This is a genomic window from Fumia xinanensis (assembly GCF_014384905.1).
Classification (GTDB): domain Bacteria; phylum Bacillota; class Clostridia; order Oscillospirales; family Ruminococcaceae; genus Fumia; species Fumia xinanensis.
Genome location: NZ_JACRSV010000002.1, coordinates 305,176 through 317,936, shown reverse-complemented (window position 1 = coordinate 317,936; position 12,761 = coordinate 305,176). Strand labels below are relative to the sequence as shown.

At 49.6% G+C, this 12,761-nt stretch carries 17 protein-coding genes; 7 read left to right on the top strand and 10 right to left on the bottom strand.

Features of this window, described 5'->3' with window-relative positions; genetic code table 11:
* The first annotated feature begins 7 nt into the window (after positions 1 to 7).
* Together H8710_RS08110 and H8710_RS08105 are read left to right on the top strand one after the other, a co-directional pair.
* Positions 8 to 190 carry a hypothetical protein gene (locus H8710_RS08110; protein ID WP_249294986.1) on the top strand — a complete coding sequence of 61 codons (183 nt, stop codon included), beginning with the start codon at positions 8 to 10 and terminating at the stop codon, positions 188 to 190.
* 17 nt (positions 191 to 207) lie between these two features.
* Positions 208 to 474, top strand: coding sequence for a DUF6514 family protein (locus tag H8710_RS08105; RefSeq protein WP_249294985.1), 267 nt, complete (start codon positions 208 to 210; stop codon positions 472 to 474).
* 34 nt (positions 475 to 508) lie between these two features.
* On the opposite strand, the gene tpx is transcribed toward H8710_RS08105, so the two are convergent.
* Entirely contained in the window at positions 509 to 1,012 is a 504-nt protein-coding gene (gene tpx / locus H8710_RS08100; RefSeq protein ID WP_249294984.1) for a thiol peroxidase, read from the bottom strand.
* A gap of 174 nt (positions 1,013 to 1,186) precedes the next feature.
* Between tpx and H8710_RS08095 the strand changes: the two genes are divergently transcribed.
* Complete coding sequence (locus H8710_RS08095) at positions 1,187 to 1,996, top strand: DUF368 domain-containing protein (RefSeq protein ID WP_249294983.1); 810 nt, start codon at positions 1,187 to 1,189, stop codon at positions 1,994 to 1,996.
* A 64-nt stretch (positions 1,997 to 2,060) separates the two neighbouring features.
* Here the strand turns inward: H8710_RS08095 and H8710_RS08090 are convergent, their stop codons facing one another.
* On the bottom strand, positions 2,061 to 2,693 hold the full coding sequence (locus tag H8710_RS08090) for a YHYH domain-containing protein (protein ID WP_249294982.1): 633 nt from the start codon (positions 2,691 to 2,693) through the stop codon (positions 2,061 to 2,063).
* A 162-nt stretch (positions 2,694 to 2,855) separates the two neighbouring features.
* Between H8710_RS08090 and H8710_RS08085 the strand changes: the two genes are divergently transcribed.
* From H8710_RS08085 to H8710_RS08075, 3 genes are all read left to right on the top strand, one after another.
* Positions 2,856 to 3,293 (top strand): GNAT family N-acetyltransferase, encoded by a 438-nt coding sequence (locus H8710_RS08085; protein ID WP_249294981.1) that lies wholly within the window; start codon positions 2,856 to 2,858, stop codon positions 3,291 to 3,293.
* Between the two features lie 153 nt (positions 3,294 to 3,446).
* Positions 3,447 to 3,596 carry a hypothetical protein gene (locus H8710_RS08080; protein ID WP_249294980.1) on the top strand — a complete coding sequence of 50 codons (150 nt, stop codon included), beginning with the start codon at positions 3,447 to 3,449 and terminating at the stop codon, positions 3,594 to 3,596.
* Positions 3,597 to 3,628: 32 nt separating this feature from the next.
* Positions 3,629 to 4,546 (top strand): 4Fe-4S dicluster domain-containing protein, encoded by a 918-nt coding sequence (locus tag H8710_RS08075; RefSeq protein ID WP_249294979.1) that lies wholly within the window; start codon positions 3,629 to 3,631, stop codon positions 4,544 to 4,546.
* A 42-nt stretch (positions 4,547 to 4,588) separates the two neighbouring features.
* Here H8710_RS08075 and H8710_RS08070 read toward each other — a convergent pair whose 3' ends face one another.
* Together H8710_RS08070 and H8710_RS08065 are read right to left on the bottom strand one after the other, a co-directional pair.
* On the bottom strand, positions 4,589 to 4,996 hold the full coding sequence (locus H8710_RS08070) for an SRPBCC family protein (RefSeq protein WP_249294978.1): 408 nt from the start codon (positions 4,994 to 4,996) through the stop codon (positions 4,589 to 4,591).
* 44 nt (positions 4,997 to 5,040) lie between these two features.
* Positions 5,041 to 5,439, bottom strand: a complete 399-nt coding sequence (locus H8710_RS08065; protein ID WP_249294977.1) for a VOC family protein — start codon at positions 5,437 to 5,439, stop codon at positions 5,041 to 5,043.
* A gap of 216 nt (positions 5,440 to 5,655) precedes the next feature.
* Here H8710_RS08065 and nagB point away from each other — a divergent pair, with 216 nt between their 5' ends.
* A complete protein-coding gene (gene nagB, locus H8710_RS08060) occupies positions 5,656 to 6,417 on the top strand; it encodes a glucosamine-6-phosphate deaminase (protein WP_249294976.1) in 762 nt (253 codons plus the stop codon).
* 48 nt (positions 6,418 to 6,465) lie between these two features.
* Here the strand turns inward: nagB and H8710_RS08055 are convergent, their stop codons facing one another.
* The 6 genes from H8710_RS08055 to H8710_RS08030 form a co-directional block, all read right to left on the bottom strand.
* Entirely contained in the window at positions 6,466 to 8,094 is a 1,629-nt protein-coding gene (locus H8710_RS08055) for a potassium/proton antiporter (RefSeq protein ID WP_249294975.1), read from the bottom strand.
* A gap of 535 nt (positions 8,095 to 8,629) precedes the next feature.
* On the bottom strand, positions 8,630 to 9,247 hold the full coding sequence (locus tag H8710_RS08050) for a cytidylate kinase-like family protein (protein WP_249295318.1): 618 nt from the start codon (positions 9,245 to 9,247) through the stop codon (positions 8,630 to 8,632).
* Between the two features lie 46 nt (positions 9,248 to 9,293).
* Positions 9,294 to 10,004, bottom strand: a complete 711-nt coding sequence (locus H8710_RS08045) for an ABC transporter ATP-binding protein (RefSeq protein ID WP_249294974.1) — start codon at positions 10,002 to 10,004, stop codon at positions 9,294 to 9,296.
* A 59-nt stretch (positions 10,005 to 10,063) separates the two neighbouring features.
* The gene (locus tag H8710_RS08040) at positions 10,064 to 10,822 is read right to left on the bottom strand and encodes an ABC transporter ATP-binding protein (protein ID WP_249294973.1); all 759 of its coding nucleotides are present in this window, start codon (positions 10,820 to 10,822) and stop codon (positions 10,064 to 10,066) included.
* Between the two features lie 3 nt (positions 10,823 to 10,825).
* Positions 10,826 to 11,803 (bottom strand): branched-chain amino acid ABC transporter permease, encoded by a 978-nt coding sequence (locus H8710_RS08035; protein ID WP_249294972.1) that lies wholly within the window; start codon positions 11,801 to 11,803, stop codon positions 10,826 to 10,828.
* A 9-nt stretch (positions 11,804 to 11,812) separates the two neighbouring features.
* Positions 11,813 to 12,688, bottom strand: a complete 876-nt coding sequence (locus H8710_RS08030; protein WP_249294971.1) for a branched-chain amino acid ABC transporter permease — start codon at positions 12,686 to 12,688, stop codon at positions 11,813 to 11,815.
* Positions 12,689 to 12,761: the final 73 nt, after the last annotated feature.

Here is a 12,761-nt window from a genome sequence, read left to right as displayed (position 1 = left end):
GTAATAAATGGAAGAATGCAAAAATCCCCCAAAACGCCCAAATACCGCTGTTTTTGATGTATCTGCGGAAATTATTACCTTTGCTTCGGCAAAAGATTCGCGTTATAATAAATATAAACCCGCACCAAATGCGGCTGACGAAATTTTTATTTATCAGAATTTTAGGCGCTCCATTGAAACAGAAAACTGAATAAGGGTGGTCATCTTATGGATACGATTTGCAGTTGTACCCGTGTCAACAATCTTCACTACCGTTCTCCCCGAAACACCATCATTTATAACCTTGTCCGGGAGGGCGACGGCGAATACGGCATTGAATGCTACATAAAAGGGCAGACCAAAACCGATTACTGCCTGTGCCGGGACATTTCCCATGACCGAGCTACAGCAGAGAAAATTTTTAAGCTGCTGAGCCGGAAAAAAGTTTATCCCGTCCACGTGAAGGACATTCTTGAAGATTTGTATACATATTGAAAAGAGGGCGGAAATTTCCGCCCTCTTTTTGTATTTATTGTGCTCTGATCACCTGATTCAGCTTCTGCTCCAGCGTATCATAGTCAGGATGGTCAGTGATCTCGGGCACATATTCCACATACCGTACCACATTGTCGTCGTCCACTAGGAAAATGGCCCTGGTCAGCAAAGACAGCTCCTGGATGAGGGTTCCGGTGACTCGCCCAAAATCCCGTTCCCGATAATCGGACAGCGTCGTGACAGCGTTGACCCCGTTTGCGCCGCACCACCTTGCCTGTGCGAAGGGGAGATCAAGGCTTACGGCGTAAAGCTTTACGTCCGGGTACTGGGAGGCTTTTTCATTGAAACGCTTTATCTCCAGATCGCAGACTCCCGTATCCAGCGACGGTACCACGGCGAAAATGCGGACGCCGCTTAAATCGCCTCCCTTCACCTCTTGCAGAGAGTTGTCGCAGACGGTAAAATCCGGCATTTTTTCCCCTTCTTTCAAGGGCGTTCCCAATAGGGTCACAGCATTTTTTTGAAAGGTGATATTCATAGTTTCGCTCCTTTTGCTTTTTCACCTATTATGCGCACAAATTTTTGATTTAAGCCCGGTGAAATACCCCTGTGTCAAGTTTTTGTAAAACTTTTGGAGTTTTTCTACATGAATCCCCTTTTTGTGGTAATATATTGAAAAAGAAGAAATTTATTGGAAATGCGGGGACATCCTATGAAACAAAAATTTCTGCCGACGGCGGCAAAAGGTTTCGCCATCGGCAGTTCCATGCTGGTTCCGGGGGTCAGCGGCGGCACTATGGCCATGATGCTTAATATTTACAGTGACCTCATTGACGCCATCAGCTCTTTACGGCAAAACTGGAAGCAAAATCTAAAGTTTCTGGCGGTTTTCTGCCTAGGGGCAGGGCTGGGTATGCTACTGCTGGCAAAACCGCTTCTTTATTTGGTGGACACCTTTCCTATGCCAATGATGTATTTTTTCATCGGTGCGGTAGCCGGAAGTGTGCCCCTTATTTATCACCAATCCGGCGTCACGAAACTTTCGGTTAAAACGGTTGTCTATCCCTGCGTCGGGGTGGGAATCGTGGTGCTCATGGGCTTGATCCCACAGGATTTGATGCCCCAAAACAGCTATTCCGGTTGGTTCGGCGTCCTGATGCTGCTTGCGGCTGGGTTTGTGGCGGCTATCGCGCTGGTACTGCCTGGTATCAGTGTATCTTATATGCTTTTGATGATGGGCATGTACTCCCGCACAATGGAAGCGTTAAGTGGGTTCCAGATTTCTTATCTGGTGCCTATGGGGGTCGGCCTGATCCTCGGCATCCTAGCCACAACCAAGCTCATTGACAAACTGATGTCCCGGTTTCCCCAGGGAACTTATCTTGTCATTTTAGGTTTCATCATCGGATCGGTGTTACAGGTATTTCCCGGTGTCCCGGAAGGATGGGAATTGCTGATTTGTCCCATCTTGTTTGCCGCGGGATTTTGGGCAATGCATCAGCTTTCGCAGCTGGAAAAATAAAGCACGGCGCAGCAAAGGCTGCACCGTGCTTTACAACATATTTTGAGTTTTTTGAGCGGCTTGCCTAGGCGGTCAGTTTTCCATGGCTGTCAAAGGTGTATGCTACGCTGTTAATGGTGTGAGTCCCGGTCTGCATAACGCCCTTCTGGCTGAAATAGTACCAATCACCGCCGATTTTTTTCCAGCCTCTGGCCATTTTTCCCTTGCTGTCAAAATAGTACCAAAGCCCGTCAATTTTTTTCCAGCCCTTTACCATGGCGCCGTCGCTGCCTAGGTAGTACCAGCTGTCGCCGATAAACTGCCATTCCGTGAGCATCCTGCCGCTGTTGTCCAGATAGTACCAGTATTGGTCAAAATACCAGCCTTTCTTCATCTGGCCGCTGCTGTCCAAATAATAGTAGTGGCCGGCATCCTGGAGCCACCCTGAATCCTTGCTGCCAGAGCTGTTGTAATGATACCATTTTCCATTTTTGCAGACCCATTTGTTGTAGTAGCCGGAGTTTGAGGTACTGGACGACGAACCCGCCCAAGAACTGGTGGAAGAACTTCCCGTCCCGCGATGATAATGATATGTCCCTGTTTTTCGGTTGTAGTGGCCTCCATTTGCATCCAGTCGTCCGGGATGGGCGAAGGCCACTGATGGAACGCTTAGCATAACGCAAACAGTCAACAAAAAGCATCCTATTTTTTTCATCATAAAACCTCCTTTTTCTCTATATTAATATTTTTGATTTATTGAATCAATATTCAAAAAGATATTATAAAAAGCACTACAAAATAGGACTATACGCATTGACAAAGCATGGAAACTTTGTTATATTGGTAATCATTCTATCTGAATATGAAAGGAAGTTTTATCATGCTTCGACCTTTGACGGAACAGGATCGGGAGATTTTCGTCCGGTTAGCGGACGAGTTTTACCATTCTTCCGCCTGTCTCCACACCGTTCCCACAGAGTATTTTCATCATACGCTGGATGAAATTCTGGCTGGAAGTCCCTATGCAAAGGGCTATATCTTCGAAATGGAAGGAAAAACCGCCGGGTACGCTCTTTTGTCCTTCACCTATTCCAATGAGGCTGGAGGCCTTGCCTGCCTGCTGGAAGAAGCTTATGTTATTCCGGAATTTCAAGGGTGCGGCCTCGGCAAAGAGCTTTTTGCATTTGCGGAAAAAGAATTTCCGGATGTGCGACGCTTTCGGCTGGAGGTAACCCACTGCAATGAACGGGCCATTTCTCTTTACCGCCGATTGGGGTACGAGGAACTGGACTACATCCAAATGATCAAGGATCGGTAATCCAAATTTTTACAGGCTGATACTATTAATAGGCTGTCCGGCATATCCTGCTGGACAGCCGCTGTTTTTATCTGGCTTTGGATTTTTCATTACATTTTTCTTATATTCATCATTAGAGATATGAATTTACTTATGAACTCGAGGATGCTATAATTGGATTGTTACAAATTTCCTGCTGAAATCACTGTACAGGCAGAGAAATACGAGGGAGACAATGTGAACGGCTTGTCTCCCTTCGGGGAAAGGATAACGGTTCCGCAGACGGTATTTCAAAATCGCTGTACCAGCGGCGATGGGGCTTAAACGATGCGGAACTTATGAAAGGATGGCAATCAATGGCGGCAAACATTACACCAGAAATCAGAACAGCCCTCAAAGGGGCGGGAATTTTATCCAATCGGGATATGGAACATTTTTCCATTCGTATCATTACCGAAAACGGCGTACTGAACGCGCAGCAAGTGGCGGCCCTCACCGAAGTGGCTCGCAGATACGGCGACGGCAGCATCGCCATGACCGCCCGCATGACGCTGGAACTGGGCGGGTTTCGCTACGAAAATTTGGCCAGCGCCCGTGAGCTGATTGAGCAGGCGGGCTTAGAAACTGGCGGCACCGGCAAAAAGGTGCGTCCTGTGGTGGCCTGCAAAGGTACTGTCTGTGTGTTCGGTCTCATCGATACGCAGGCGCTGGGAACGGAGATTCACAAACGCTTTTATGAAGGGTATCAAGATGTTGTCCTGCCCCACAAGTTCAAAATCGCTGTGGGCGGTTGTCCCAACAACTGTGTAAAACCCGACTTAAACGACGTAGGCATCATTGGGCAGCGCATTCCCAAACTCAACGAAGAAAAGTGCCGTCAGTGCAAAAAATGTGCCGTGGAAGTGGAATGCCCCATGAGCGCGGCTGCAGTCAGTGAAAATAAGATGCCGGTATTCGATGAGGAAATCTGCAACAACTGTGGGCGCTGCATCACAAAATGTCCTTTCGGCGCCGCCGAGGAAACCATGACCGGTTACAAAGTAGTCATCGGCGGACGCTGGGGTAAATCCATCCGCATTGGCACGCCGCTTAATAAGGTCTTCACCAAGGAGGAAGCTTTGGACGTAGTGGAGAAGGCCATCCTGCTCTTTAAGGAGAAAGGTATCCCCGGCGAGCGGTTTAGCACCACCATTGAGCGGCTGGGCCTTGCAAATGTGGAAAAAGAGCTTATCGGAAACGGGCTTTTGGAACGGAAAGCGGAAATTCTGGCGTAAATGACAATAAAAACAGGCGGGAACGAGTTCTCCGCCTGTTTTTTATTTGGAGCAATTTTTAAGCGCCCTTTGTAAATCTGCAAAATATTGGCTCTGCTGTTTTTTGAGATAAGGCTTCATGAAGGGCCTCATTAAAACACTCTTTGGAGTCACCGTCTCGGTGAAATCGAGGGATACAAAGCCCTCCGACTGGGTGAACAGCCCCTCCCAATGACCTTTGATCCGGTCATTTTCCAAATCAAAGGCGTAGCGGGTCATAGGTTCCAGCGCCGTGATGGTAAAGGTGGTGGGAAACCCGTCTTTTGTGTACTCCACAAACTTTTTATGAGGCTCCAGCACTTTTATTTTGCTCAAATCGCTGCGCCAGGACCAATTTGAAAGGTCGGTGACCACCGACCATATTTTTTCGATGTCTTGTTGCAGGGAAACTCGCATATTGGAAACAGCCATATGAACTTCCTTTCGCCATGGTCGGTCTCGCGAGGTGACATGTCTTACTTTTGATGAATAAATTCGAGGATTTCCCCATCGGGACCTTTAACAAAGGCCACTCGAATGAGACAGGGAAGCTCGGAAGGAAGCTCCATATCCTGCGGCTCCATATGAGAGGTAGCTCCCGCACACAAAGCGGCCCCATAGGCTTCATCCGGGCTGTCCACCTGAAAAGCAAAGTGGATAAAACGGCCGTTTTGCTCCGGGGCGGCTGCCCCGTTTGCGAAGATCTCCAGCACCGCGCCGCCGCCCATGTCCACCATGACGATGCGGTCTTTGCCCTCGCCCCAGCTCCTCATCAGCCTGCCGCCCAGGCCGTCGATGTAAAACTTCAGCGAGCGCTCTAAATCTGCCGAAGCAAGCCCCGCGTGATGAAATCCGATTCCCGAAATTTTCGTCATACTTCCCCATCCTTTCCGTTCTCTATCCTCTTCCATTTTATTGCACACGTTAAAAAATTGCAAGGTTAATCGTTTGTTTTACCAAAAATTTAGGAATAATGACAGTCCTAAGATAGAAAGGGGCTTTTTTCCAAAATTCCCTAGACCCTGTCCCCTATTTGTGATAAAATAGAAAAAGAGACGTTGTTTTCTAAATCTTTTGAGAAGGTGACCGATATGAAACTGATTAAATCGAAAAATTACCAAGAAATGTGTGCAAAAGTGGCCCGTATCTTTGCGGCACAGATTACACTGAAGCCCGAATCGGTGTTGGGCCTCGCCACCGGTTCCACCCCCATCGGCATGTATGAGGAACTGGTCCGCAAGTATAATGAGGACCGTGTGGATTTCGGCAAAGTCCGCACTGTCAACCTGGACGAGTACATCGGCCTTTCCGGTGACAACGACCAGAGCTACCGTTATTTTATGAACCATAACCTCTTTGACCATGTGGACATCGACAAGGCAAAGACCTTCGTCCCCAATGGCCTTGCCGCTGATCCGGAAGCCGAGTGCGTTAATTACGAGAACATTGTCGCCAGCATGGGCGGCGTGGACATCCAGCTCCTGGGCATCGGCAACAACGGCCACATCGGATTTAACGAACCCTGTGATGAATTTCCCGAGTGCACTCATGTGGTGGATTTGACTGAGAGCACCATTCAAGCCAACGCCCGCTTCTTCGCCAGCATGGACGACGTGCCGAAACAGGCAATTTCCATGGGCATTGGCACTATTATGAAAGCGAAAAAAATCATTCTCATGGCCAATGGAAAAGGGAAAGCCCCTATCATTTATGACACCGTTTTCGGCCCTGTGACTCCCCAGGTTCCCGCTTCCATCCTCCGCTTCCACCCCGACGTGATGATTTTCGTCGATGAAGAAGCTTACAGCGAAATCGCAAAAAAATGCCCAGACTTTGAGCCTGAGACTCTTTAATCCACAGCACTGAAAAAGCCTGCGTCTGTTTAGGACGCAGGCTTTTTGTTAACCATTGAGCGAAAGAGGCTCCGGTTCTTCCTGGGGAGCGCTGCTGAGAATGAGCAGATCCCCTGTCAGCAGGGTTGTGCCACCGCTGGGAATGATGACCTGGTTTCCCCGGCGAATGACGGCAATCATCCGTTGGCTGGGAAAGGCAATGTCTTGGATATTTTGGCCGGCCCAAGGGTGGTCTTCCCCCACCTCCTCTTCGGTGAGAAGCACTGTGCCGTCCTCCCGATAAGGAGCGCCTCCCAGGACAAGAACGTCCTGAGACCGCACTTTAGTGGTACCCTTGGGCAGAATCGTTTTGCCGTCCCGACGGATCATCAGCACCACCATATTCTGGGGCAGATGGATTTCCCTTAGGGTCATCCCGCACCACTGATGCCCTTCCTCCATTGGGATTTCAATGAGGCTCAGATCCCGGTCGTCCTGGTAGTCGTTGAAGGTCTTCATGACTGTCTCCTCGTTATCCACGAGTCCCAGCTTCCGGGCAAACACCGGCAGCAATGTCCCCTGCATTGAAACCGACAAAAGCGCCACGCAGAAAACGATGTGGAAAATATCGGTTTTGGTATAGGCAGGACTGACCACCGCGTAGATGGCGAACACGATAGACGCCGCTCCCCTCAGCCCCGACCAGGCCACCAGCAGCTGATGTTTAAGGGGCGTCCGAAAGGGCGTGAGAATAAGGAAAATCGCCGCCGGACGAGCCACAAAGGTCAAAAACAGGGCAATGAGAAGCGAGGGCACAATAACCTGGGGAATCTGAGACGGGAAGGACAGGAGACCAATAACGAAAAATAAAGCGATCTGCATCATCCAGGTGAGGCCATCGAAGAAGTGAACTAGCTCCACCTTCTGCCGGATGCGGCTGTTGCCCAGCACGATGCCGGTGATGTAAACGCTTAAGTATCCGTTTCCGCCCAGTACCGACGGAAGGGCATAAGCTGCCAAAGCGATCGCCACGACAAAAATGGCCTGGATGCCGCTGTTTTCAAAGTTCAGGCGCTTAAGCACCCAGACGGACAAAATCGCCACGCCGAATCCAAAGAGAAGCCCAAAACCGATCTGGGCCAGAATCATCCAGACAAATGTACCGGTTTTCTGGGCCGACATGAGTGACAGAAAAATCATCGTCATCATATAAGCGGTGGGATCGTTGCTCCCGCTTTCGATCTCTAGGAGCGAGGCCAGGTTGTGCTTTAAATTGAGTTTTTTGGAACGAAGGATGGAGAAAACCGATGCGGCGTCGGTGGAGCCGATAACCGAACCGATGAGCAGCCCTTCCAGTAGAGAAGTTTTCAGCACCAGATGGCAGAAAAGTCCCGCCAGTACCGAGGTGACGACGACTCCCAACGTCGAGAGCAACACCGATTGGACAGCGACAGGCTTTGCGATCTTCCAGTTGGTGCCGAAGCCGCCGTAAAACATGATGAAGATGAGGGCGACGGAGCAGACCTGCTCGGCTAGGTGAAAATCGCTGAATTCGATGCCGAAAATTCCGTCGGACCCCATGAGCATTCCAAGGATGATGAACAAAGGTAGCACCGGAACGCCGATTTTGTTTGAAAATTTGTTGGAGATAATGCAGGCGATGAGAACAAGGGCGCAGATCAATATGGCGAAGGACAAATTTTCTCCTCCTTTCCGTTTTTATGTCACATGTCATATGCAAATTCCGTCTGGTTACAGTGTTGCTAAACAGCGGGCGATGGATTTTGATGGCAAATTGACGCTGATAAAATGTATTTTTTATAATTTGCTTTCTTTTTCCCGCATTTTATGCGGGAAATCCATCTAAAGGCATACGCCTTTTGAAAAACCAAATTGTTAAATAATAGTTGCAATCCGTGTCGCGGATTGCATATGCCTGATTCGACAGGCATATTGCGGGCAGTTCATGGCCGCAACGATACTATTTTTTATTACTAGAGGAAAATCGGAGATTTTCTTCCTCAACCGTAACAAAAAACAGCATAGATAATCTCAATCTATTATCCTAGTAAAACAGCTATTTTTATTATTTATTATATCATATTCTTGTCCCAGCACACAACATATGGTAGGACTCTTTCCAAAAAGTTTATATTTCTGCTTACTATATGGGTATGATATGGTTGATCGGTATATGTGAAAACCCGCCGCGTTTTTCCGCGACGGGTTCTCATCAATCAAACCGCACTTTGAGATAACCTTTGATAATCTCGACACATTTTTCAAAGCCGAGCTGTTCGCTGTTTAAGGATAAATCGTAGTTTTTGGCATTGTCCCAATCCTGGCCGGTGTAGTATTTATAGTAGGCGCTGCGGTGCTTGTCGGTGGAGGTTACAATTTTCTCCGCAGCCCGGCGCTCCATGGTGTACATATCCATAACGGTTTGGACACAGGACTCAAACGGCGCGTAAACAAAAATACGTGCCACGTTGTCCATCCCCTTCAGCACATAGTCGGCGCAGCGGCCCACGATGACGCAGGAGTGGGTGGAAGCAAGCTCTTTAATGATTTTGGCCTGGTAATTAAACAGATTGTCGTTGGAGACAAACTCGTCGCTTTCCGGGGGAAACAGCTCCCCTTTATAAACGTGGGTGCCGGGCATGAAGAGACTTTTTTTGATCTTCTCATCCGCCTGCCCGAACAGCCGCTCATGGATGCCGCTGTCGTCGGAAGCGAGGCGCAAAAGCTCCCGATCGTAGAAATGGATGCCCAAATCCTCCGCCAGCATCTTGCCGATGGTTTTTCCGCCGCTGCCGTAGCCGCGGGCGATGGTAATGACCGTATTCTGCATCAAAATCCTCCATCCTTTCTGGCTGTATCAGATAAAACCGCTGGGTTCATTCGCCCAAGTATGCTTTTTTGACTGAATCGTCGTTCATCAGGTCTTTGGCGTCGCCGCTCAAAACAATGTTGCCCGTCTCGAGGACGTAAGCTCTATCGGCGATGGAGAGAGCTTTTTTCGCGTTCTGCTCCACCAGCAACACGGTAGTGCCGCTTTCGCTGATTTCCCGGATGATGTCAAAAATCTCAGAAACGAAGATGGGCGAAAGGCCCATGGAGGGTTCGTCCATGAGGATGATCTTCGGATGGGACATGAGAGCTCTTCCCATGGCGAGCATCTGCTGTTCGCCGCCGCTCAAGGTGCCTGCCACCTGATTTTTCCGCTCCTCCAGACGGGGAAAACGTTTGTAGACCCGCGCGAAGGACTCCTGGATCTCCTGCTTGTTTTTCCGAGTGTAGGCTCCCAGTTTCAGGTTTTCATAAACGGTAAGCTGCTGGAAAATCCGGCGTCCTTCCGGCACGTGGGCCATCCCCAGGGAAACAATTTTGTGGGCAGGGGTCTTTAAAAGGTCCACCCCTTCAAAGACGATGCTCCCTGCCTTAGCGGGGACCAATCCTGTTATGGTGTGCAGGGTGGTAGTTTTTCCCGCGCCGTTTGCGCCGATCAGAGCGATAACCTCTCCGGCGTTGACCTCAAAGGAGATTCCCTTGATGGCCTGGATCATGCCGTAGTATACCTGTAAATCCTTTACTTCTAGCATTGCCATTAATTGTACCATTCCTTTCCGGAATTTATGCCAAAAGGCACAAATCGGGGTTCTCCCTCTTATTCTCCCAGATATGCGGTTATGACCTTCGGATCTTTGAGGGTTTCCTCGGTTTTGCCGTGGGCCAGCTCGGTGCCGAAGTTCAATACCGTGACTTCTTCGCAGATTCCGGTGACAAGACGCATGTCGTGCTCGATGAGCAGGATCGCAATGTCGAATTCATCCCGGACAAAGCGGATGGTTTCCATCAGCTCTGCCGTTTCATTCGGGTTCATACCTGCCGCCGGCTCATCTAAGAGCAGAAGCTTCGGATTTGTCGCCAAAGCCCTGGCGATCTCCAGCTTTCGCTGCTTGCCGTAGGGCAAATTACAGGCTAAAAATGCCGCTTCCTTATCCAGGTCAAAAACCTTTAAAAGCTCCATCGCCTTCTCGTCCATGGCCTTTTCCTCTTTAAAATAGGAGGGGGAATGGAGGATGCCGGAAAGCAGGGAGTATTTTTTTTGGTTGTGGAGTCCCACTTTGACGTTGTCGAGCACCGTCATCTTGTTGAAGAGCCGGATATTCTGAAAGGTACGGGCGATGCCGGCTTTACTGATCTGCAAAGGGGTCTTGCCGGTCAGATTGACGCCATCTAAGGAAAATGCGCCTCTTGTGGGCTTATACACTCCAGTCAGAAGGTTAAAGACGGTGGTTTTACCGGCGCCGTTGGGGCCGATGAGACCGTAGAGCTGCCCTTTCTCCACCGAGATGTTAAAATCGTCCACAGCCCGCAGCCCGCCGAAGGAGATGCCTAAGTTTTTTACTTCCAGTAAAGCCATATCTTATTCTCCTTTCTGGGCCAGAGGGCGCTTTTTGGAAAAACGGAGTTTCGAGAAGAGTTTTTCCTTCCATTCAGCCACTTTGGGCGAGCCATTTAACAGCATCATGGCGATGAGGACAATCGCATAGATGAGCATGCGGTAGTCGTCTGCGCCGCGGAGCACTTCCGGCAGCAAAGTGACAATGATGGCGGAAATAACAGAGCCTTTGATACTGCCCATACCGCCCAAAACAACGATAACGAGAATCTCGATGGATTTGTTGTAGTCGAAGGTAGCGGGCTGAAGATAACCCAGGTTCTGTCCGTAAAGCACACCCGCGACGCCAGCAAAAAACGCCGCCAGCACAAATACGAGAATCTTATAATAGGTCACGTTGATGCCAATGGATTCTGCGGCGATCCGGTTTTCCCGGATGGAGCAGATAGCCCGGCCGTGACGGGACTTGACTAAGTTCACAATGACCAAAATGGTAATGACGATCACCACGTACACAACAGTGTAGTTGGAATTTTTGGGGATGTTTTTCAGGCCAGCGGCTCCTCCAGTGAAGCCTAAGTTGACAATCACTGAGCGGATAATCTCGCCGAAAGCCAGGGTAACGATAGCCAAATAGTCGCCTTTGAGGCGCAGGACCGGTACGCCGATGATGACGCCGAACACAGCCGCTACCAGTCCGCCAACGATCAACGCGATAAACAGGTTGAGCAGAGGGGGCAGACCGGGCATGGATATGCTCACAAGACATCCTGCATAAGCACCCACCGCCATAAATCCGGCGTGGCCTAAGGTCAACTCACCAAGAAAGCCAGTGGTGAGGTTTAAGGATACCGCCAAAATCACGTTGACACCGATGGGAACGAGGAGGCTTCTATACTGACGGGAAAGAATATTCTGCTCCACTAAAAAGAAGATAAGCAGGTAACCGAGAACAACAGCCAAGAGAGTGAAGAGATTTTTTTTGTTGAAGATCTTTTTCATGCCGCTCACCTACACTTTCTCGGTCCGGGTCTTGCCCAAGAGTCCGGCGGGACGAATGAGCAAAACCAATATCAGCACGCCGAACACGATGGCGTCCGACAGCTGGGAAGATATGTACGCTTTGGAAAGGCTTTCGATCAGGCCTAAAAGAATACCGCCCAACATAGCGCCGGGTACGTTTCCGATACCACCCAAAACCGCTGCGATAAACGCCTTGATGCCGGCCATAGAACCCATGTACGGCCCGATAAAGCCGTAGGAGCAGGCGTAAAGCACGCCGGCAACAGTAGCGAGGCCGGAACCAATAGCGAAAGTCATTGAGATGGTGCGGTTGACGTTGACGCCCATCAGTTCAGCCGCGGCGCGGTCTTCCGATACGGCCAGCATGGCCTTGCCCGCTTTGGTCTTGTTGATGAACAGGGTCAGAGCAATCATGATGATAACAGTGGTAACGAGGGTAACAACCGCTTCACCGGAAATCTTCAGTTCCCCAATCTGGACCGGATCCAGATTAATGATGGATTTAAAGGGAATCTGCTTGGAGCCGAAAATCAAAAGGCTCAGGCTCTGGAGCAGGTAGCTAACACCGATGGCGGTAATCAACACAGCCAAAGGAGATGCTTTTCGCAGAGGCTTATAAGCTACTTTTTCGATAGTGACGCCTAGCACGGCGCAGACGAAAATACCAAAGACGACCGCCACGATGGGGGGCCATCCCAGGTTGTTGATGGCGACATAAACGGTGTAGGCACCAACCATGATAACGTCGCCGTGGGCGAAGTTCAGCATCTTCGCGATGCCGTAAACCATGGTGTAGCCAAGTGCGATCAAGGCGTAGATACTGCCCACATTGAGGCCGTTGATCAGCTGGGAAATCAGATTCATTCTACCGCTCCTTTTTTAGTTTTTCACGTTTTTGCGGGAAAGCTGCCAGTCTATCTTTTTCTCTCCGGCAAAA